The sequence below is a fragment of the Pseudomonas sp. Z1-12 genome, assembly GCF_051132015.1.
Lineage (GTDB): Bacteria > Pseudomonadota > Gammaproteobacteria > Pseudomonadales > Pseudomonadaceae > Aquipseudomonas > Aquipseudomonas zanjanensis.
In genome coordinates this window covers 4,639,664-4,660,379 of record NZ_CP071647.1, presented here as the reverse complement: position 1 = coordinate 4,660,379, position 20,716 = coordinate 4,639,664, and the positions used below count along the sequence as shown (strand labels likewise).

At 61.6% G+C, this 20,716-nt stretch carries 19 protein-coding genes, 5 tRNA genes and 1 pseudogene; 20 read left to right on the top strand and 5 right to left on the bottom strand.

Annotation, left to right across the window (positions count from 1 at the left end):
- Positions 1 to 132: 132 nt before the first annotated feature.
- From J3P85_RS20120 to J3P85_RS20090, 7 genes and pseudogenes are all read left to right on the top strand, one after another.
- Positions 133 to 441 carry a PepSY domain-containing protein gene (locus J3P85_RS20120; RefSeq protein WP_434703169.1) on the top strand — a complete coding sequence of 103 codons (309 nt, stop codon included), beginning with the start codon at positions 133 to 135 and terminating at the stop codon, positions 439 to 441.
- Positions 441 to 752 (top strand): PepSY domain-containing protein, encoded by a 312-nt coding sequence (locus tag J3P85_RS20115; RefSeq protein ID WP_411385183.1) that lies wholly within the window; start codon positions 441 to 443, stop codon positions 750 to 752. Before J3P85_RS20120 ends, J3P85_RS20115 begins: the two co-directional genes overlap by 1 nt.
- Complete coding sequence (locus J3P85_RS20110) at positions 752 to 1,420, top strand: response regulator transcription factor (protein WP_053123507.1); 669 nt, start codon at positions 752 to 754, stop codon at positions 1,418 to 1,420. The genes J3P85_RS20115 and J3P85_RS20110 overlap by 1 nt, the downstream gene beginning before the upstream one ends.
- A complete protein-coding gene (locus J3P85_RS20105) occupies positions 1,417 to 2,730 on the top strand; it encodes a sensor histidine kinase (RefSeq protein ID WP_434703167.1) in 1,314 nt (437 codons plus the stop codon). The genes J3P85_RS20110 and J3P85_RS20105 overlap by 4 nt, the downstream gene beginning before the upstream one ends.
- 283 nt (positions 2,731 to 3,013) lie before the next feature.
- A complete protein-coding gene (locus tag J3P85_RS20100; protein WP_186708740.1) occupies positions 3,014 to 4,330 on the top strand; it encodes a Na+/H+ antiporter NhaC family protein in 1,317 nt (438 codons plus the stop codon).
- 211 nt (positions 4,331 to 4,541) lie between these two features.
- Positions 4,542 to 5,315 (top strand): annotated as a pseudogene (locus tag J3P85_RS20095) (cache domain-containing protein); the annotation flags it as partial.
- Positions 5,316 to 5,399: 84 nt separating this feature from the next.
- Positions 5,400 to 6,221: a methyl-accepting chemotaxis protein gene (locus J3P85_RS20090; protein WP_370873826.1), complete on the top strand. Its 822-nt coding sequence runs from the start codon at positions 5,400 to 5,402 to the stop codon at positions 6,219 to 6,221.
- A gap of 283 nt (positions 6,222 to 6,504) precedes the next feature.
- Here J3P85_RS20090 and yegQ read toward each other — a convergent pair whose 3' ends face one another.
- Positions 6,505 to 7,830: a tRNA 5-hydroxyuridine modification protein YegQ gene (gene yegQ, locus J3P85_RS20085; RefSeq protein ID WP_434703165.1), complete on the bottom strand. Its 1,326-nt coding sequence runs from the start codon at positions 7,828 to 7,830 to the stop codon at positions 6,505 to 6,507.
- A gap of 148 nt (positions 7,831 to 7,978) precedes the next feature.
- On the opposite strand from yegQ, the gene J3P85_RS20080 reads away from it, so the two are divergent.
- Entirely contained in the window at positions 7,979 to 9,040 is a 1,062-nt protein-coding gene (locus J3P85_RS20080; protein ID WP_434703164.1) for an AI-2E family transporter, read from the top strand.
- Here the strand turns inward: J3P85_RS20080 and J3P85_RS20075 are convergent.
- The 3 genes from J3P85_RS20075 to J3P85_RS20065 all read right to left on the bottom strand — a co-directional run bounded on the left by J3P85_RS20075 (position 9,037) and on the right by J3P85_RS20065 (position 9,827).
- A complete protein-coding gene (locus tag J3P85_RS20075) occupies positions 9,037 to 9,219 on the bottom strand; it encodes a hypothetical protein (protein WP_186708722.1) in 183 nt (60 codons plus the stop codon). The genes J3P85_RS20080 and J3P85_RS20075 overlap by 4 nt on opposite strands.
- A gap of 89 nt (positions 9,220 to 9,308) precedes the next feature.
- On the bottom strand, positions 9,309 to 9,503 hold the full coding sequence (locus J3P85_RS20070) for a hypothetical protein (RefSeq protein WP_003203896.1): 195 nt from the start codon (positions 9,501 to 9,503) through the stop codon (positions 9,309 to 9,311).
- A gap of 248 nt (positions 9,504 to 9,751) precedes the next feature.
- Positions 9,752 to 9,827: transfer RNA gene (locus tag J3P85_RS20065), tRNA-Asn, on the bottom strand.
- Positions 9,828 to 10,062: 235 nt separating this feature from the next.
- On the opposite strand from J3P85_RS20065, the gene J3P85_RS20060 reads away from it, so the two are divergent.
- Positions 10,063 to 10,290: a hypothetical protein gene (locus J3P85_RS20060; protein WP_014337443.1), complete on the top strand. Its 228-nt coding sequence runs from the start codon at positions 10,063 to 10,065 to the stop codon at positions 10,288 to 10,290.
- A gap of 335 nt (positions 10,291 to 10,625) precedes the next feature.
- Here the strand turns inward: J3P85_RS20060 and J3P85_RS20055 are convergent, their stop codons facing one another.
- On the bottom strand, positions 10,626 to 11,822 hold the full coding sequence (locus tag J3P85_RS20055; RefSeq protein WP_250965490.1) for an amino acid aminotransferase: 1,197 nt from the start codon (positions 11,820 to 11,822) through the stop codon (positions 10,626 to 10,628).
- Between the two features lie 332 nt (positions 11,823 to 12,154).
- Here J3P85_RS20055 and uvrB point away from each other — a divergent pair, with 332 nt between their 5' ends.
- The 11 genes from uvrB (at position 12,155) to J3P85_RS20000 (ending at position 20,711) form a co-directional block, all read left to right on the top strand.
- Positions 12,155 to 14,170, top strand: coding sequence for an excinuclease ABC subunit UvrB (uvrB, locus tag J3P85_RS20050; protein ID WP_434703163.1), 2,016 nt, complete (start codon positions 12,155 to 12,157; stop codon positions 14,168 to 14,170).
- 339 nt (positions 14,171 to 14,509) lie between these two features.
- A complete protein-coding gene (gene gltX / locus J3P85_RS20045; RefSeq protein WP_434703162.1) occupies positions 14,510 to 15,991 on the top strand; it encodes a glutamate--tRNA ligase in 1,482 nt (493 codons plus the stop codon).
- A 146-nt stretch (positions 15,992 to 16,137) separates the two neighbouring features.
- Positions 16,138 to 16,213, top strand: a tRNA-Ala gene (locus J3P85_RS20040).
- 79 nt (positions 16,214 to 16,292) lie between these two features.
- A tRNA-Glu gene (locus J3P85_RS20035) sits at positions 16,293 to 16,368 on the top strand.
- A gap of 53 nt (positions 16,369 to 16,421) precedes the next feature.
- Positions 16,422 to 16,497 (top strand) — tRNA-Ala (locus J3P85_RS20030).
- A 75-nt stretch (positions 16,498 to 16,572) separates the two neighbouring features.
- Positions 16,573 to 16,648: transfer RNA gene (locus tag J3P85_RS20025), tRNA-Glu, on the top strand.
- Between the two features lie 180 nt (positions 16,649 to 16,828).
- Entirely contained in the window at positions 16,829 to 17,368 is a 540-nt protein-coding gene (locus J3P85_RS20020) for a TetR/AcrR family transcriptional regulator (RefSeq protein WP_434703161.1), read from the top strand.
- A 28-nt stretch (positions 17,369 to 17,396) separates the two neighbouring features.
- The gene (locus J3P85_RS20015) at positions 17,397 to 18,230 is read left to right on the top strand and encodes an alpha/beta fold hydrolase (protein WP_250965487.1); all 834 of its coding nucleotides are present in this window, start codon (positions 17,397 to 17,399) and stop codon (positions 18,228 to 18,230) included.
- A 45-nt stretch (positions 18,231 to 18,275) separates the two neighbouring features.
- On the top strand, positions 18,276 to 18,725 hold the full coding sequence (locus J3P85_RS20010; protein ID WP_434703160.1) for an acyl-CoA thioesterase: 450 nt from the start codon (positions 18,276 to 18,278) through the stop codon (positions 18,723 to 18,725).
- Positions 18,726 to 19,178: 453 nt separating this feature from the next.
- Entirely contained in the window at positions 19,179 to 20,138 is a 960-nt protein-coding gene (locus tag J3P85_RS20005; protein ID WP_434703159.1) for a tRNA dihydrouridine synthase, read from the top strand.
- A 120-nt stretch (positions 20,139 to 20,258) separates the two neighbouring features.
- Positions 20,259 to 20,711, top strand: coding sequence for an Hsp20 family protein (locus tag J3P85_RS20000; RefSeq protein ID WP_053123476.1), 453 nt, complete (start codon positions 20,259 to 20,261; stop codon positions 20,709 to 20,711).
- Positions 20,712 to 20,716 lie beyond the last annotated feature (5 nt).

The following is a 20,716-nucleotide window of genomic DNA, read 5'->3' as shown; positions in this document are numbered from 1 at the left end:
TGGATGTGCTGCCGCTATCGCGAGCAAGCTCGCTCCCACACTGTTGATGTGGGTTCCATGATGGCCATTCAGTTTCAGTTAAGTTCACCCCGATACAGTCCCCCGGCAAAGATTATAAAAAGGAGACAACCCATGAACCGCCTGACTGCCTTTTTCATCGCGACCCTCATGGCCCTTGGTACGAGCCTGGCTCACGCACGAGACCTGGGCGAGGACGAAGCCCGCAAACTGCAAGACGCTGGTACCATCCTGTCCGTCGAAAAACTCAACGCCGCCGCCTTGGCCAAGCACCCTGGCGCCACCTTGTCCGAGACCGAGTTGGAGGAAGCGTACGGCAAGTACATTTACCAGGTGGACCTGCGCGATACGAAGGGCATCGAGTGGGACCTGGAATTGGACGCCACCAACGGCAAGGTACTCAAGAATCATCAGGATCTGTAATGAAGCTTAATTTATGCGCCCGCAGCCGATGGGCGCTGGCGTTGCTGGCGTTTTGTTCGCTGGCCGTGGCCCGTGACCTGGACCAGGACGAGGCCCTGCAACTGCGCCAACAGGGCGTTATCCTGCCGCTGGAGCATCTGTTGCAACAGGCGCTGGACCGCCACCCGGGCGCCAAACTGCTAGAAGCCGAGCTGGAGGAGAAACACGGCGTCTATATTTACGAAGTCGAGCTGCTGGACACCGACGGCGTCGTGCGCGAACTGGACCTGGAGGCCAAGACCGGCCGTTTACTCAAAGATAAGGAAGACTGATGCGCCTGCTTCTGGTGGAAGACCACGTGCCCCTGGCGGACGAATTGATGGCCGGGCTTGCACGGCAAGGGTACGCCGTCGATTGGCTCGCCGACGGTCGCGACGCGGTGTACCAAGGCAGCAGCGAGCCCTACGACTTGATCATCCTCGACCTCGGCCTGCCGGGTGTGCCGGGGCTCGACGTGTTGGCCCAGTGGCGCGCTGGCGGCCTGGCGACGCCGGTGTTGATCCTCACCGCCCGAGGGTCCTGGGCCGAGCGCATCGAAGGCCTCAAGGCCGGTGCCGACGACTACCTGACCAAGCCGTTTCATCCTGAAGAACTGCACTTGCGGATCCAGGCACTGTTGCGCCGCTCCCATGGACAGGTCAACCAGCCGACGCTCAAGGCCGCCGGGTTGCACCTGGATGAGAGTCGCCAGTGCGTGGTCCGCGACGGCACCGACATCCAGCTCACGGCGGCCGAGTTTCGCCTGTTGCGCTATTTCATGCTCCATCCCGAACAGATCCTTTCCAAAAGCCATCTCGCCGAACACCTGTACGACGGTGAGACCGAGCGCGATTCCAACGTGCTGGAAGTTCATGTCAATCACCTGCGGCGCAAGCTGGGACGCAGCGTGATCGAAACCCGTCGCGGCCAGGGTTACCTGTTCGGCGGGCAGGCGCAGTGAGATCCATCCAGCGGCGCCTGAGCCTGGGCCTGATCGGTGTGATGGTGGTGGTCGGCCTGATCCTGGCGCAAACCAGCCTGTGGTTGTTCGAGCTGGGCTTGCAGCGTTACCTGGAAGCCGGACTGCGCAACGACAGCGAAAACCTGCTGGTGGCCCTGGTGCGCGGCCCGCAAGGCTTGCAACTGGATGAACGGCGCCTGTCGCCGGCCTATCAGCGACCGTTCTCCGGGCATTATTTCCGCATCGATTTTGCCGATGTGCACTGGCGTTCCCGCTCGCTGTGGGACCAGGAGTTGCCCCGGCTCGACCACCCAGGCTTGCACAGCAATCTGCAACTGGGCCCGGAGGGCCAGAAGCTGCTGGTGCTGCGTACCGACTATCGGCGGCTGGGCCAGGCGATTTCCATCAGCGTGGCCCAGGACTATACGCCGGTGCGTGACAGCTTTCGCCGGATGCAACAGGTCGGCCTCGGGCTCGGATTGGCGGGGCTGTTGCTGATTCTGTTGCTGCAACGCATCACCGTGCGCCGGGCCTTGCGTCCGCTGGATCGGGCCCGGGAGCAGATCGCCCAGTTGCAGCGCGGGCAGCGCACGCAACTGGACGAACAGGTGCCACGGGAGCTTGAACCGTTGGTCGCGCAAATCAACCATCTGCTGGCCCACACCGAAGACAGCCTCAAGCGTTCGCGCAACGCCCTGGGCAACCTCGGCCATGCCTTGAAAACCCCACTGGCGGTGCTGCAAAGCCTGGCATCGAACGAGAAGCTCGACCCCTATCCCGAGCTGCGCAAACTGTTGCTCGACCAATTGGAGCAGGTCCGCCAGCGCCTCAACCGCGAACTCAACCGTGCCCGGCTGTCCGGCGATGCCTTGCCCGGCGCGCACCTGGACTGCGACGCCGAACTGCCAGGGCTGCTGGCCACGCTGAACATGATCCATGGCGAGCACCTGCACCTGAGCTACGTCGCCCCACCGGGCCTGCACCTGCCCTGGGACCGTGAAGACTTGCTGGAACTGCTGGGCAACCTGCTGGACAACGCCTGCAAATGGGCCGATGCCGAGGTGCGCCTGACCCTGACCGAAACCGCCCAAGGGTTCAGCCTGGCGGTGGAGGACGATGGCCCGGGCATCCCCGCGGACCGCCGCGAGCAGGTGTTCAGCCGCGGCACGCGACTGGACGAACAGACCGATGGCCACGGCCTGGGCCTGGGCATCGTACGGGACATCGTCGACACCTGGGGCGGGCTGTTGGCGTTGGATGACAGCGAGTGGGGTGGGTTGAAGGTTGTGATCGAGTTGCCCAAGCGTTGAGGTCTGCACAGCCCCCCTGTGGCTGCGGGCCCAAGGTATCGGATGAACCCCAATCCCCTGTGGGAGCGAGCTTGCTCGCGATGGCGCCGTGCCAGGCAATGATGCATGGACTGTCAGACCGCCATCGCGAGCAAGCTCGCTCCCACAGAGGGCAGTGGTGGATTCAAACAGGGTAAGTCATTGAAAACCCGCCCCGCGGCCCTTGCAGCTTGCCGCTGCTTGCTGCAAAGTCGCGACCTTTTTGTCCGGTGGCTTTCCATCGCTGTGCTTTGAGGTAACGATGATAAATGCAGTAATTGCCGCGGTTGGCGTCATGCTCGTGCTCAGCCTGTCCCGTGTGCATGTGGTGATCGCGCTGATTATCGGCGCGTTGGTGGGCGGCCTGACGGGCGGCCTGGGGATCGAGGCGACGCTCAAGGCGTTCAATGCCGGCCTGGGTGGCGGTGCGACGGTGGCATTGTCCTATGCCTTGCTCGGCGCCTTCGCCGTGGCGATTGCCAAGTCCGGCATGGCCCACGCCCTGGCGGACAAAGCCCTGGCCCTGGTCGATCGCCAGGACGTCGCCGGTGGCTCGGGCGTCAAATGGGTGCTGATCGGTCTGCTGGGCACGGTCGCGGTCGCTTCCCAGAACATCCTGCCGATCCACATCGCTTTCATCCCGCTGCTGGTGCCGCCGTTGCTCTACGTGCTGACCAAGCTGCAGCTCGACCGTCGCTTGATCGCCTGCGTCATGACCTTCGGTCTGATCACCCCCTACATGTTCCTGCCGGTGGGCTTCGGCAACATCTTCCTCAATGAAATCCTGCTGGCCAATGTCGCCCGCAGCGGCGTCGACATCAGTGGCATCAATATCACCCACGCCATGGGCATCCCGGCACTGGGCATGGTGTTTGGCCTGGCGCTGTCGTTCATCACGTACCGCAAGAAACGCGTCTATGACCTGAAGAAGATCGCCAAGGCCGAGCAAGTGGCCGTGCGCTACAACCCGCTGAGCCTGATCGTGGCCGGGGTTGCGGTGGCGGCGGCGTTCGCGATCCAGCTGCTGGTGGACTCGATGATCATCGGCGCCCTGGCCGGGTTCCTGATTTTCTCGCTGTCGGGGGTGGTGCGCTGGCGTGAGACGGACGACCTGTTCACCGAAGGCATGAAGATGATGGCGATGATCGGCTTCATCATGATCGCCGCCTCAGGGTTCGCCGAAGTGATGAAGGCCACCGGTGAAGTCCAGAGCCTGGTGGAAGCCTCGGCGGCCTGGATCGGCCACAACAAGGGCATCGGCGCGCTGATGATGTTGCTGGTGGGGCTGCTGGTGACCATGGGCATCGGCTCGTCGTTTTCCACGGTGCCGATCCTGGCGACGATTTTCGTGCCGCTGTGCTTGCAGCTGGGCTTCAGCCCACTGGCAATCGTCTGCATCGTCGGAACCGCCGGCGCCCTGGGCGATGCCGGCTCGCCTGCCTCGGACTCGACCCTGGGCCCGACCTCCGGCCTGAACATCGACGGCCAGCACCATCACATCTGGGACACCGTGGTCCCGACCTTCATCCACTACAACCTGCCGCTGCTGGCGTTTGGTTGGGTGGCGGCGATGGTCCTGTAACTCGGGACCGAGTCGCCTTCATCGCGAGCAAGCTCGCTCCCACAGTGGATCGGTGTGAACACCACCGGGCCCTGTGGGAGCGAGCTTGCTCGCGATAGGGCCCTTAAATTCAATCCTTCCCTTAAGCCCTGTTCACCTTGTCCTACAGTTTTGCCGTGCGCTGCCGTTAATACAGCTAACCACGCCAATAACACCAACAAGAGTGAACAGCATGCGCCTGAGCCTGAAGGCTAAAGTCCTGTCCCTTGCGATACTGCCGGTATTGCTGTCCGCCGTGATCATCAGCCTGACCACGGCTTTCATCTTGAAGGAACAAGCGAGTAAAGAAGTCCAGCAAACCCGCGAGCGCCTGCTCAGCGAGGCCAAGGCCACGCTGCAGAACTACGTGGCGGTGGGCCTGACCGCGATCAAGCCGCTCTACGACGCCGCCGCGCCGGGTGATAACGAGGCGCGTGCCCAGGCCATCAAGCTGCTGTCGAACATCAGCTATGGCAAGGACGGCTATTTCTTTGGCTACGACTCCGAGACCATTCGTCTGTTCAAGGCCAACAGCCCCGATGGCGTGGGCAAGAGCTTCAAGGACAACCGCGACCCGAACGGTGTCTATGTCAACCGCGACCTGGTGAAAGTCGCCAAGGACGGCACGCATTACCTGGAATACAGCTCGCCGCTGCCCGGCAGCAAGGATCTGGTACCCAAGCTCGGCTACACCGAATACCTGCCCAAGTGGGACCTGGCGGTCGGTAGTTCGGTCAACCTGGACGGCATCGAAGCCCAGGTGGCGCTGGTGGAAGCCAAGGTCCATGATCGCCTGCAAGGCGTGATCTTGAGCATTGTCGGGATCGCCGCGGTGGTGTTGCTGGTGATTGCCGTGGTGGGCCTGGTGCTCGCCAACACGATCCTGCGTCCCCTGCACCTGATGAAAGACAACCTCGATGACATCGCGGCGGGCGAGGGTGACCTGACCCGGCGCCTGGCGATTACCAGCCAGGATGAACTGGGCCAGTTGGCCGGTTCGTTCAACCGCTTCGTCGACAAGATCCACGGCCTGGTGCGGCAGATCACCGACATGACCTCGCAACTGACCGGCCTGGTGACCCAAGTCTCCGAGCAGGCCCAGCGCTCCGAACAGGCGATGGAGCGTCAACGCCACGAAACCGATCAGGTCGCCACGGCGATCAACGAGATGTCCTCGGCGGCCCAGGAAGTCGCTCGCAGTGCCCAGGGCGCTGCCGTCGCGGCCCAGCAGACCGACGAAGAAGGCCAATCGGCCAAGCGCGTGGTGGCTGGCAGCATCCAACAGATTCACGCGCTGGTGAACGATATCCGCAGCAGCGGCGTGTCCTTGGACAGTCTGCAGCAAGACGTAGCCTCGATTGTCAGTGTGCTCGGGGTGATTCGTTCGATCGCCGAGCAGACCAACCTGCTGGCCCTCAACGCCGCCATCGAGGCCGCGCGTGCCGGCGAGGCGGGGCGTGGATTCGCGGTGGTGGCCGATGAAGTGCGGGCCCTGGCCAGCCGGACCCAGCAAAGTACCCAGGAAATCCAGGGCATGATCGACCGCCTGCAATCGGGCACCCACGCGGCAGTGGAAGCGATGCGTCGTTCCAGCGAGGCCGGCGATGGCACCTCGGAACGGGCCAACGAGGCGGGCGCCTCCCTGGACACCATGGCGCAGCTGATCGGCACCATCAACTCGATGAACGCCCAGATCGCCAGCGCCGCCGAAGAACAGACCGCCGTGGCCGAAGAAATCAACCGCAGCGTGCATCAGATCGCCGTGGCCGTGGACAGCGTCGCCGACGAAACCCAACTCGGCGCCCAGACGTCCCGCAGCCTGGCCGACCTGGGCCAGCGCCTGGGTCAACTGGTGGGGCAGTTCCGGATCTGACCCGGAGCAGCAGGAGCTGCCGAAGGCTGCGATCTTTCGCTCTCGATCCAGATGTTTTCGCCTGGGCTACCAGGCCCTATCGGAAGCGGAGGATCGCAGCCTTCGGCAGTTTCTGCCGGGTTTGACAGACGTAAACACAACAAAACCTTGTGGGAGCGAGCTTGCTCGCGATGGCGGTGGATCAGCCAGCATTCATTTGACTGACCCACCGCCATCGCGAGCAAGCTCGCTCCCACAGTTGTTTGGTTGCGCCCGCATTATCGGATCAGTGCCAGTGCCAGTGCTATGGCTCACGCACATCCCGCATCAACAACCCAAACCGCAGATCCACCGCATCCGGGATCGGCACGTACACCACATGCCCGTCCCCCGGTGCCACGTCGATGGCCTGGCCCTTGATGTCCTGCAATTGATGCAGGTCGAAGTGAAAGTTGCCCTTGGGGGTCATCAGTTCCATGTGATCACCCAGGCCAAAACGGTTCTTCACCCGCACTTCGGCCAGGCGCTCGCGCCGTTCGCCGGTCAGTTCGCCGACGAACTGCTGACGCTCCGAGACTGAGCTGCCGTTCTGGTAGTTCTGGTACTCGTCATGCACGTGGCGTCTCAGGAAGCCTTCGGTGTAGCCACGCTGGGCCAGGGACTCCAGGTCGGTCATCAGGCCGCGATCGAATGCCCGGCCGGCCACCGCATCATCGATGGCCCGGCGATACACCTGGGTGGTGCGCGCGCAATAGAAGTGCGACTTGGTCCGGCCTTCGATTTTCAAGGAATGCACGCCCATGCGCGCCAGGCGCTCGACGTGTTGCACCGCCCGCAGGTCCTTGGCGTTCATGATGTAGGTGCCGTGCTCGTCCTCGAAGGCCGGCATGGACTCGTCCGGGCGATTGGCTTCCTGGAGCAGAAACACCTGGTCGGTGGGCCTGCCGAGGCCCAGGGTCGGTTCGGGCTGATAGCTCTGCACAATGTCGCCCACGGCGTTTTCCACCGCCGGCTGCGCCGAGTATTTCCAGCGGCAGGCGTTGGTGCAGCTGCCCTGGTTGGCGTCGCGCTTGTTCATATAACCGGACAGCAGGCAGCGCCCCGAATAGGCCATGCAGAGCGCCCCATGGACGAACACTTCCAGCTCCATGGCCGGGACTTGCTCGCGAATCTCGGCGATTTCTTCCAGGGACAGCTCCCGGGACAGGATGATCCGACTCAGACCTTGCTGCTGCCAGAACTCAACGCTCGCCCAGTTCACCGTGTTGGCTTGCACCGACAGGTGAATTGGCATCTGCGGAAAATGCCGGCGAACCAGCATGATCAACCCCGGGTCGGACATGATCAGCGCGTCCGGTGCCATGGCAATCACCGGTTCGAGGTCTTTGAGGAAGGTCCGCAGCTTCGCGTTGTGCGGGGCGATGTTCACCACCACGTAGAAGCGCTTGCCCATGGCCTGGGCCTCGGCGATGCCCAAGGCCAGGTTCCCGTGGTCGAATTCATTGTTGCGCACCCGCAGGCTGTAGCGCGGCTGGCCGGCGTACACCGCGTCGGCACCGTAGGCGAAGGCATAACGCATGTTTTTCAGGGTGCCGGCGGGTGCCAGCAGTTCGGGGGCGGCGAGGGTCATGGTGGGGTCGGGTCGCAAAAAGCGCGGAGGGTACGCCAGGGTCGGCCAGGCCTTATTGACTTGGATCAAGGGCACAACGCAAGCGTGACGGCACTCCGGCGAGTCCTGGCTGACTAATGTGTATCTCGCCTTTGGACATGGAAAGCTGATGAATCGAAAGATGCTGCAAAACAAAGCCCAGATGTTGCTGCTGGTGCTGGTCACGGTCGCCTTTATCTGGATTCTGCTGCCGTTCTACGGGGCGGTATTTTGGGCGGTGATCCTGGGTATCGTCTTTGCGCCGATGCAGCGCCGCCTGCAGTTCAAGTTCGGTTGGCACCGCAATCTCACGTCGTTGTTCACCTTGAGCATCTGTGTGGTCATCGCGATCCTGCCGGTGATTGTCATCAGCATGTTGCTGGTCCAGGAGGGAGCGGCGCTTTACAAGAGCCTGGAAAGCGGTGAGCTGGACATTGCCGATTACCTGGCCCGCTTCAAGGATGCCTTGCCGCCGTACTTCCAGCATCTGCTGGACCGCTTCGGCCTGGGCAACCTGAGCGGCTTGCGTGACAAGATCGTCAAGAGCGCGATGCAGGGCAGCGAATTCTTCGCCACCCAGGCCTTCAGTTTCGGCCAGGGTACCTTTCAGTTCCTGGTCAGCTTCTTCGTGATGCTCTATCTGCTGTTCTTCTTTCTGCGCGACGGTGCGGAGCTGGTGCGCAAGGTGCGCACGGCCATTCCCTTGGCGGAACATCAGAAACGCCGCTTGCAGTTGAAATTCAACCGGGTGGTGCGGGCTACCGTGAAAGGCAACCTGTTGGTCGCCATTACCCAAGGTGCGCTGGGTGGGCTGATCTTCTGGATCCTGGGGATCCCGACGGTATTGCCCTGGGCGGTGCTGATGGCGTTCCTGTCATTGTTGCCTGCAGTGGGGGCAGGTCTTGTCTGGGCGCCGGTGGCGGTGTATTTCCTGCTCTCGGGAGCGATTTGGCAGGGCGTGGTGTTGACGTTGTTCGGGGTGTTCGTGATTGGCCTGGTGGACAATTTCCTGCGGCCGATCCTGGTGGGCAAGGACACCAAGATGCCCGACTACCTGGTGCTGGTCTCGACACTGGGTGGGCTGGCAGTGTTCGGACTGAACGGCTTCGTGATCGGGCCGCTGATTGCGGCGCTTTTCATGTCGTGCTGGGCCTTGTTTGTCGAAGGCTCACCGCGGGTGCAACTGCCCTAGGCGTTCATCAGGTAGGGGCCGATACGTTGTGACAGCGCCTCGGCGGCGGGCAGTGAAGTCAGCGGGCCGCTGATGGTCACGCCGTCCTGCACCAGATACCAGCAGGCCAGCAACCCGAGCTCCCGGAGTGGGGCGGGGACGGCGCTGCCAATGACAGACATGATTTGAACCTTGGGCATGGGAAACCTCCATCAATCGATGGGGTTACCTTACGGCTCAGGGGGAAGGACGGAAAATCAACTGGCTCAATAGTAGGAATCGATGCCGCTCAATCGACGACCAGATCGAGCATGTGCACCACTTCCTGCTCATTGAGCAGGCCCTTGCGCACCAGGTTTTCCGCCAGCAGGGAAAGGAATTTGGCGCTGCGGTGGCCTTCCAGTTGCTTGAGTTCGGTCAGTACGTTGTACACCTTGCTGGAGGTGCACAGGCCGACAATGCGATGGGGGTTTTGTGTGGGCATACCTTCGTCCTTGTTTTTATGAAGCTGTTGTTGGCGGACAGGACCAGTTTGCGGCCCTGTCATGACGCTCACGTGACAGCTTGGGTTGTCGGAAAGAGAAAGCAGGATCCGGACCATATTGCCTTTTTGGTGCCGGATTGTTGTTCCGGCAGCGACCTCGGCCAGGCTTATATGGCCATCCACCTGTTTTTTGCCCACAAAAAAGCCCCTGGATCTTTCGATCCAGGGGCTTTTTGTGTGTTGCTGTCTGGCTCCACGACCTGGACTCGAACCAGGGACCCAGTGATTAACAGTCACTTGCTCTACCAACTGAGCTATCGCGGAATGGCGCGTATGTTACTGATTGGAAAAGAGAAGTCAAGCGTCTATTGCCGGGCGGCGCATTCCTGCTGCCCATTGAGGGACAATCAACGATTGGCAGTTACCGCAACGGCGGGAGAGGGCTACCATGGTTGCCCGGAAGTGGCAGGACGCGCTGCCGGCCATTCGCCGACATTGAGGTACGCGCCATGAACCATCTGTTACCCCTTCACACAGCCCGTTGCGCCGAGGTGTGCCTGTGAGTACCGCCCAGATCAGTTTGCCCAAGGGCGTGGGGCCTCATGCCGAGAAACTGTACGACGCCATTACCCAGGCCAGCACCGCCGAGGCGCTGAATCGTGCCGGTGGCAAGGCGGAGGGGTTTGTCCTGGGGCTGGAAAGCACCAAGGCGATCAAGAGCCAAGTGGCCGAGTCGTTGTATGTGATCTATGACGATGCGGCGAGCCAGCGGGCGACGGAGCTGTAGCTTCAGCGAGAGTGCCGTGCCCGGTGCTTTTGTGGCCTTGTTTTTGTGGTTTTGCTTTTGTGGCGAGGGAGCTTGCTCCCGCTGGGCTGCGAAGCGGCCCCCAGGAAATGCTTGAGCTTAATCAGCCTGGAACATCGAGTTGGCTGGTTTTAGGGCTGCTGCGCAGCCCAGCGGGAGCAAGCTCCCTCGCCACAGAAGCAGGCCACAGAAGCAGGCCACAGAAGCAGGCCACAGAAGCAGGCCACAGAAACAGACCACAGAAGCAGGCTACAAAACATCAGGTCAAAAAAAGGGAAGCCAATGGCTTCCCGTTTTTTTCATCCAGCGTCGAGGCGTCAGATCACCTGGACGATGGCCTTGGTCACCGCATCGATGTTGTTCTGGTTCAGCGCGGCCACGCAGATGCGGCCGGTGTCCAGGGCATAGATACCAAACTCGTTGCGCAGGCGCGTCACTTGTTCAACGGTCAGGCCGGAGTAGGAGAACATCCCGCTCTGGCGGGCGACGAAGCTGAAGTCGTGGTGCGGCGCGGCCTTGGCCAACATGTCGACCATCTGGTCGCGCATGCCGCGAATCCGCAGGCGCATTTCGGCCAGTTCGGCTTCCCATTGCGCGCGCAGCTCGGGGCTGTTGAGCACAGCGGCGACGATGCTGGCGCCGTGGGTTGGCGGGTTGGAGTAGTTGGTGCGGATCACGCGCTTGACCTGGGACAGCACGCGGGCACTTTCTTCCTTCGATTCACTGACGATCGACAGGGCGCCAACGCGCTCGCCGTACAACGAGAACGATTTGGAGAACGAGCTGGAGGCAAAGAAGGTCAGCCCCGACTCGGCGAACAGGCGCACGGCCGCCGCGTCTTCGTCGATGCCTTCGCCAAAGCCCTGGTAGGCCATGTCCAGGAACGGTACGTGGTTCTTGGCCTTGACGACCGCCAGCACGTTTTTCCAGTCTTCCGGGCTCAGGTCCACGCCGGTCGGGTTGTGGCAGCAAGCGTGCAGCACAACGATCGAACGGTCGGGCAGGGCGTTGAGGTCTTCCAACAGGCCGCTGCGGTTCACGTCGTGGGTAGCGGCGTCGTAGTAGCGGTAGTTCTGCACCGGGAAGCCGGCGGTTTCGAACAGGGCGCGGTGGTTTTCCCAGCTCGGGTCGCTGATGGCGACGACGGCGCCAGGCAGCAGTTGCTTGAGGAAGTCGGCACCGATCTTCAGTGCGCCGGTGCCGCCCACGGCCTGGGTGGTGATGACGCGGCCGGAAGCGATCAGTGCCGAGTCCTTGCCAAACAGCAGGGTCTGCACGGCCTGGTCGTAGGCGGCAATGCCGTCGATTGGCAGGTAACCACGGGAAACGTGCTGAGCCACGCGAATCGTCTCGGCTTCGACAACGGCGCGCAGCAATGGAATGCGCCCTTCCTCGTTGCAGTAAACGCCCACCCCCAGGTTCACCTTATTGGTACGGGTGTCGGCGTTGAAAGCTTCGTTGAGGCCCAGGATGGGGTCGCGGGGTGCCAATTCGACAGCGGAAAACAGGCTCATTAGTGCGCGGCTCTGAATGGAGAGTGAGGGGACGTGTGGCGCTCCAGCCGAATGCACTAGAGCGGTGCACAAACGGGGAGCTAGTATAGAGGCCATCACCCGGCACGGCGACAGGCGATTCGGCTTTTACGGTAAGTTTTTTCGATTTTTTTCGACCGTTAGTCCTCTCGCCGCGTCAAAGTCTTCAAGGCGTGTAGGACGTTCGTCTTGAAAGCGAAGGCATTCACCTCCACATTGTGTGCATCCCAGCTTTTTCCTCGGACGACATCAGTCGTTTCGGTCTTTCTCGTTCCTGTCGGCTGGCCGACAGGGGTGAATCCAGAGGTTATGTCATGTCTGAATTCCAGCTAGTCACCCGCTTCCAGCCCGCCGGCGATCAGCCGGAAGCCATCCGCCTGATGGTCGAGGGTATCGAGGCCGGGCTGGCGCACCAGACGTTGCTCGGTGTGACCGGTTCGGGCAAGACCTTCAGCATCGCCAATGTGATCGCCCAGGTGCAGCGCCCGACCCTGGTGCTGGCGCCGAACAAGACCCTGGCGGCCCAGCTCTACGGTGAGTTCAAGGCGTTTTTCCCGAACAACGCCGTGGAGTACTTCGTTTCCTACTACGACTACTACCAGCCCGAGGCCTACGTGCCGTCCTCGGACACCTTCATCGAGAAGGATGCCTCGATCAACGACCACATCGAACAGATGCGACTGTCGGCGACCAAGGCGTTGCTCGAGCGCAAGGACGCGATCATCGTCACCACGGTGTCGTGCATCTACGGCCTGGGCAGCCCGGAAACCTACCTGAAGATGGTGCTGCACGTGGATCGTGGCGACAAACTCGACCAGCGTGCCTTGCTGCGGCGCCTGGCGGACTTGCAATACACCCGCAACGACATGGATTTCGCCCGGGCGACGTTCCGGGTGCGCGGCGATGTGATCGACATCTACCCGGCGGAATCGGACCTGGAAGCGATCCGCATCGAGCTGTTCGACGACGAAGTGGAAAGCATCTCGGCGTTCGACCCGCTGACCGGCGAAGTGATCCGCAAGTTGCCCCGCTTCACCTTCTACCCCAAGAGCCATTACGTGACGCCTCGGGAAACCCTGCTGGACGCCATCGAAGGGATCAAGGTCGAGTTGCAGGAGCGCCTGGAGTTCCTGCGTTCGAACAACAAGTTGGTGGAAGCCCAGCGCCTGGAGCAACGCACCCGCTTCGACCTGGAGATGATTCTCGAACTGGGCTACTGCAACGGCATCGAAAACTACTCGCGCTACTTGTCGGGTCGCCCGGCGGGTGCGCCGCCGCCGACCTTGTATGACTACCTGCCCGCCGATGCCTTGTTGGTCATCGACGAATCCCACGTCAGCGTGCCGCAGGTCGGCGCCATGTACAAAGGCGACCGTTCGCGCAAGGAAACACTGGTGGAGTACGGTTTCCGCCTGCCCTCGGCCCTGGACAACCGGCCGATGCGTTTTGACGAATGGGAGAGCGTGAGCCCGCAGACGATTTTCGTCTCGGCCACCCCTGGCAACTACGAGGCCGAGCATGCCGGTCGCGTCGTCGAGCAAGTGGTACGGCCGACTGGGCTGGTGGACCCGCAAGTCGAGGTGCGCCCGGCCCTGACCCAGGTCGATGACCTGCTGTCGGAAATCAGCAAGCGCGTGGCGGTGGAGGAGCGGGTGCTGGTCACCACGCTGACCAAGCGCATGGCCGAAGACCTCACCGACTACCTCGCCGACCATGGCGTGCGGGTGCGTTACCTGCACTCGGACATCGACACGGTGGAGCGGGTCGAGATCATCCGTGACCTGCGCCTGGGCACCTTCGATGTACTGGTGGGCATCAACCTGTTGCGCGAAGGCCTGGACATGCCGGAAGTGTCGCTGGTGGCGATTCTCGATGCGGACAAGGAAGGTTTCCTGCGTTCCGAGCGTTCGTTGATCCAGACCATTGGTCGCGCGGCACGTAACCTCAATGGCCGGGCGATTCTGTATGCCGATCGCATCACCGGCTCCATGGAGCGGGCCATCGGCGAGACCGAGCGCCGCCGCGACAAGCAGATCGCTTTCAACCTGGCCAACGGCATCACCCCCAAGGGCGTGTTCAAGGACGTCGCCGACATCATGGAAGGCGCCACCGTGCCCGGCTCGCGCAGCAAGAAGCGCAAGGGCATGGCCAAGGCCGCCGAAGAGAGCGCCCGCTACGAGGCCGAACTGCGCTCGCCGAGCGAAATCACCAAGCGTATCCGGCAGTTGGAAGAGAAGATGTACCAACTGGCCCGGGACCTGGAGTTCGAGGCGGCGGCGCAGTTACGCGATGAGATTGGCAAGTTGCGGGAGCGGTTGCTGGCTGTTTGAGTTTTGCGGTGGTTTCGATGGCCTCTTCGTCGGAACGCCGCCCGGAGCAAGCTCGCTCCCACAGTTGACCGAGTCGTCCAGGCTGCATGCGATCTCCTGTGGGAGCGAGCTTGCTCGCGAAGGAGGCGACTCGGCCTGAGAGATGCCACACAAATCCCGCTCTCACGAGTCGTCCAGGCTGCATGCGATCTCCTGTGGGAGCGAGCCTGCTCGCGATAAGGGCGACTCGGTCTGGTAGGCTTTACTCAAATCGGCCTCTCACTGGAGCCCGCCCGCCATCGCCTGTTACCATTCGCCCCCTGTTCGATCTTCGCTTTTATCTTCTTTCCGAGACATGCCATGACCACCGTCCGCACCCGCATCGCGCCTTCGCCTACTGGCGATCCCCATGTCGGCACCGCCTATATCGCTTTGTTCAACTATTGCTTTGCCAAGCAACATGGCGGCGAGTTCATCCTGCGGATCGAGGACACCGACCAGTTGCGTTCGACCCGCGAGTCCGAACAGCAGATCTTCGATGCCCTGCGCTGGTTGGGGATCGACTGGAGCGAAGGCCCGGACGTCGGCGGCCCGCACGGCCCGTATCGCCAAAGCGAGCGCGGCGACATCTACAAGCAGTACTGCCAGCAGCTGGTGGACATGGGGCATGCGTTCCCTTGCTTCTGCACCGCCGAAGAACTGGACCAGATGCGCGCCGAGCAAATGGCCCGTGGCGAAACCCCGCGCTACGACGGCCGGGCGCTGCTGCTGTCCAAGGAAGAAGTCGCCCGTCGCCTGGTCGCTGGCGAGCCCCATGTGATTCGCATGAAAGTACCGACCGAAGGCGTCTGCGTCGTGCCGGACATGCTGCGTGGCGATGTCGAGATCCCCTGGGATCGCATGGACATGCAAGTGCTGATGAAGACCGATGGCCTGCCAACGTACTTCCTGGCCAACGTGGTCGACGACCACCTGATGGGCATCACTCACGTACTGCGCGGTGAAGAATGGCTGCCGTCGGCGCCGAAACTGATCCTGCTCTACGAATACTTCGGCTGGGAACAGCCGCAGCTGTGCTACATGCCGCTGCTGCGTAACCCGGACAAGAGCAAGCTGTCCAAGCGCAAGAACCCGACCTCGGTGACCTTCTACGAGCGCATGGGCTTCATGCCCGAGGCGATGCTCAACTACCTGGGCCGCATGGGCTGGTCGATGCCGGACGAACGCGAGAAGTTCTCGCTGCAGGAAATGGTCGAGCACTTCGACCTGTCGCGCGTGTCCCTGGGCGGGCCGATCTTCGACGTCGAGAAGCTGTCGTGGCTCAACGGCCAGTGGCTGCGGGACCTGCCGGTGGAAGAGTTTGCCGCTCGCGTGCAGAAGTGGGCATTGAACCCTGAGTACATGATGAAGATCGCTCCCCATGTGCAGGGCAGGGTAGAGACCTTCAGCCAGATTGCCCCGCTGGCCGGCTTCTTCTTCGCCGGTGGCGTGACGCCGGACGCGAAGTTGTTCGAATCCAAGAAACTCTCCGGCGACCAGGTGCGCCAGTTGATGCAACTGATCCTGTGGAAGCTGGAAAGCCTGCGTCAGTGGGAGAAGGACAGCATCACCGCGACCATCCAGGCCGTGGTGGAGTCGCTGGAGTTGAAATTGCGCGATGCCATGCCGTTGATGTTCGCCGCCATTACCGGCCAGGCCAGCTCGGTGTCGGTGCTCGATGCGATGGAAATTCTCGGGCCGGACCTGACCCGTTTCCGTCTGCGCCAGGCCATCGATCTGCTCGGTGGCGTGTCGAAGAAGGAAAACAAGGAGTGGGAAAAACTGCTGGGCGCGATCGCCTAAGCGCTCCATGAGGCAGGACATACCCCGGTTTTCCGGGGTTTGTCGGTAAGTGATTGTTATCCCGGCAAAAAATTTTCAAATTTGTTGAAAATAAATTTGACAGCCCTCCGATACGCCCTTAAGATTCGCCCCGTCCTCAGCGATGAGGGGCTATAGCTCAGCTGGGAGAGCGCTTGCATGGCATGCAAGAGGTCGACGGTTCGATCCCGTCTAGCTCCACCAATTTACACTTCAAGGCCTGGCCACACCGGCCTTGAAGCGATCAACACTCAGCGTTGATCAGTTGTATAGAAGGGTTTGCGTCCCCTTCGTCTAGTGGCCTAGGACACCGCCCTTTCACGGCGGTAACAGGGGTTCGAGTCCCCTAGGGGACGCCAGTTTTACAGAAGCGATGTTGCAAGATGTCGCTCCGCCGCGAGGCGAAAAATCCGGGGCTATAGCTCAGCTGGGAGAGCGCTTGCATGGCATGCAAGAGGTCGACGGTTCGATCCCGTCTAGCTCCACCAATTTACACTTCAAGGTCTGGCCACACCGGCCTTGAAGCGATCAGTTCTCAGCACTGATCACGTTAGAAGGTTTGTGTCCCCTTCGTCTAGTGGCCTAGGACACCGCCCTTTCACGGCGGTAACAGGGGTTCGAGTCCCCTAGGGGACGCCACGATTACCCGCTCTGCGGGATTTTATAAGGGTCATTCAATTCTTGAATGGCCCTTTTGTTTGTCTGGCGTTCGGCCAATTTCCTATCCTTGAAAAAACACTTCTGACCGGCGGTCAAAATTTCCGCTTGCGGAAAATTATTACATGGATAATATTTCAATTGTAATATTCGGAGGCGACGATGAGCGATAAAAAGGCACAAACCCGTGAACGCATTCTCAAGGCCGCCAGCGACGCGCTGATCCAGCGTGGGCCGGCAGAGCCGAGCGTGGGCGAGGTGATGGGCGCAGCCGGACTGACGGTGGGCGGTTTTTACGCCCATTTCGAAAGCAAGGATGCCTTGATGCTGGAGGCTTTCAAGCAACTGCTCAATCGCCGCCGCGGCTTGATCGCCGATATGGACGGCGAGCTGACAGGCGAAGAGCGACGCGCCCTGGTCGCCGCGTTCTATCTGTCGCGCAAGCACCGCGATACCACCGAGCAAGCCTGCCCGATCCCGGCGTCGGTCGGTGAACTCGGGCGGCTGCCGGATGCGTTCCGTGAGGTGCTCAATGAGCACATCGAGTTGATGGTCGCGCAATTGGCGGCCAGCCCGGAGGACGCCGACAAGGCTTTGGCCGACATCGCCTTGATGGTCGGTGGCCTGGCCTTGGCACGGGCGTTGGGCCCGGGAGAGTTATCGGATCGTTTGCTGCGTGCCGCCAAGTCGGCGGTGCGTTGAACTGAGGCGCAAGCCCTGGAGATGAGCGATGGACAGGTTGAGCTGGATTCGTGGCGTCAATGGCACGCTGGGTTGGGTAGCTCCGGGCTTGGTGGCAAAACAGATGCGCTCGCTGTTCATGCGGCCTCGAAACTTGCCTCCACGGGATTGGGAGCTGCCGTTGCTGGCGACGTCCCAGCGAGTCACTTTGCGCTTCGGTCTCTCGGCCTTGCGCTGGGGCAAAGGCCCGGCAGTCCTGCTGATGCACGGCTGGGAAGGGCGGCCCACCCAGTTCGCGGCGCTGATCACCGCCCTGGTGGACGCCGGTTACACGGTCGTGGCACTGGACGGTCCGGCCCATGGTCGCTCACCGGGTCGCGAGGCGAATGTCCTGTTGTTCGCCCGGGCCATGCTCGAAGCTGCCGCCGAGCTGCCGCCGTTGCAGGCCGTGATCGGGCATTCCATGGGCGGCGCCAGTGCCATGTTGGCCGTCCAGTTGGGGCTGCGTACCGAGACGCTGGTCAGCATCGCCGCGCCTGCGCGCATTCTTGGGGTGCTGCGCGGTTTCTCCCGGATGATGGGCCTGCCGCCCAAGGCGCGTTCGGCCTTCATTCGCCAGGTGGAAAACGATGTGGGCATGTCGGCCTCGAAGATGGATGTAGCGCATTATCAGCTGGACGTGCCGGGGTTGATCGTCCATGCCGAGGACGACACGTCGGTTTCGGTCAAGGAGTCGCAGTTGATTCATGAGGCCTGGTTCGACAGTCGCTTGCTGCGGCTGCCGCAGGGCGGGCATCAGCGGGTGCTGGCCGATCCACGTGTCATTGATGGCGTGTTATCACTGCTGGCTGGTCGCAGCCTGCAAGCGCGGCAATCGGCTTGAGCATCCGGTACACTGCCCCGATCCAAATTCGACCGGGAGAGGGGCATGGGCTGGGATCGGGCAACGCCATTCATCATTGATCTTCAGGTCAATGCCGAAGACATCGACGGGCTGGGCCACGCCAACAACGCGGTGTACGTCACCTGGCTTGAGCGCTGCGCCTGGCGCCATTCCCAGCGCCTGGGCCTGGATCTGGTGGAGTACCGGCGCCTGGATCGGGCCATGGCGGTGGTGCGGCATGAAATAGATTACCTGGCGGCCGCCTATGAGGGCGACGAACTGCAATTGGCGACCTGGATCGTCGACTGGGACCAGCGCCTTAAAATGACCCGGCATTTCCAACTGGTCCGTCCCAGCGACAACACCACGCTGCTGCGGGCCCAAACCACTTTTGTCTGCATCGAATTGTCCAGCGGCCGGCCCAAGCGCATGCCGCAGGAATTCATCGAAGGGTATGGCGTGGCGCTGAATTCATCTGGCCTCTTCATAGACTGACCCACCGCCATCGCGAGCAAGCTCGCTCCCACAGGGATTGATGGTGGACTCCAATTCCGTGAACACCTTGGAACCCGTGTGGGAGCGAGCAAGCTCGGCTCCCACAGGGATTGATGGTGGACTCCAATTCCATGAACACCTCGGAACCCTGTGGGAGCGAGCTTGCTCGCGAAGACGGCAGCCCATCCAGCATCACTGCAAGCTGACCCACCGCTTTCGCGAGCAAGCTCGGCTCCCACAGGGATTGATGGTGGACTCCAATCCCATGAACACCTTGGAACCCGTGTGGGAGCGAGCTTGCTCGCGATAGCGTCGGTGCATCCAGCATCTTCGCAAGCTGACTCACCGCTATCGCGAGCAAGCTCGCTCCCACAGGGTTTGGTGGTGAATTCCGATGTCTGGGGCAAAATCCGGTAAACTGCCGCACGTTTTTTCGTTCGAGTGTGTGTTTCCATGCAAATTGCCCTGGCGCCCATGGAGGGGTTGGTCGACAACATCCTGCGGGACGTCCTGACCCGTGTTGGCGGTATCGACTGGTGCGTCACCGAGTTCATCCGCGTCAACGACCGTCTGCTCACGCCGGCCTATTTCCATAAGCTCGCTCCTGAGCTGCTGACCGGTGCCCAGACCGCTGCCGGCGTGCCGTTGCGGGTGCAGTTGCTCGGCTCCGATCCGGTATGCCTGGCGGAAAACGCCGCGTTGGCGTGTGAATTGGGCTCGGAGGTGATCGACCTGAACTTCGGTTGCCCGGCCAAGACCGTGAACAAATCCCGGGGCGGGGCGGTATTGCTCAAGGAACCGGAACTGCTTAACGAAATTGTCGAGCACGTGCGGCGCGCCGTGCCGAAACACATCCCGGTGACGGCCAAGATGCGCCTGGGTTTCGATAGCCCGGACGGCGCACTGGTCTGTGCCACGGCGTTGGCAGAAGGCGGCGCGGCGCATATCGTGGTGCATGCGCGAACCAAGGTCGACGGCTACAAGCCCCCGGCCCATTGGGAGTGGATCCCCCGCGTCCAGGAAGTGGTCAAGGTGCCGGTGTTCGCCAATGGCGATATCTGGAGTGTCGAGGATTGGCGCCGTTGCCGCGAAATCAGCGGTGTCGAGGACATCATGCTCGGTCGCGGCCTCGTTTCCCGCCCTGACCTGGCCCGGCAGATCGCCGCCGCCCGGGCTGGCGAAGAGGTGGTCGAGATGTCCTGGGCCGAGCTGCAACCGATGCTCCAGGACTTCTGGGTGCAAGTGGTCGAGCAACTGACACCGCGCCAGGCGCCGGGCCGTCTGAAGCAGTGGCTGGCGATGTTGACCCGCAATTACCCCGAAGCGGTGGCGCTGTTTACCGCCCTGCGCCGGGAAACCGACCTCGACGCGGTGGGGCATTTGCTGGGTGTTCAGCGCACCGAAGCGGCCTGAAAAAAATTTCAAAAAAACCTCTTGAAAAGTATTTGGCGGACCCTAGATAGGGGTTACGCGATGCCGAATTCGGGTCGCGGAGACAAAAAACCTTGCTGAATTTTTCAGGAGATTTGAATCATGAGTACTGCATTTTCGCTGGCCCCCCTGTTCCGTTCCTCGGTAGGTTTCGATCGTTTCAACGATTTGTTCGAAACCGCCCTGCGCAACGAACCAGGCAGCAGCTATCCACCCTACAACGTGGAAAAACATGGTGATGACGAGTACCGCATCGTGGTCGCCGCCGCCGGGTTCCAGGAAGAAGACCTGGACCTGCAAGTGGAAAAAGGTGTGCTGACCATCAGTGGCGGCAAGCGTGAAGCCAGCAACGACAGCGTCACTTTCCTGCACCAGGGCATTGCCCAGCGTGCGTTCAAGCTGTCCTTCCGGTTGGCGGACCATATCGAGATCAAGTCCGCTGGCCTGCGCAACGGTCTGTTGAGCATCGACCTGTTGCGAGTGGTTCCGGAAGAGGCGAAAGCCAAGCGCATTCCGATCAACGGTGCGCAGCAGCAACCCGCGTTGCAAAACTGATGCAT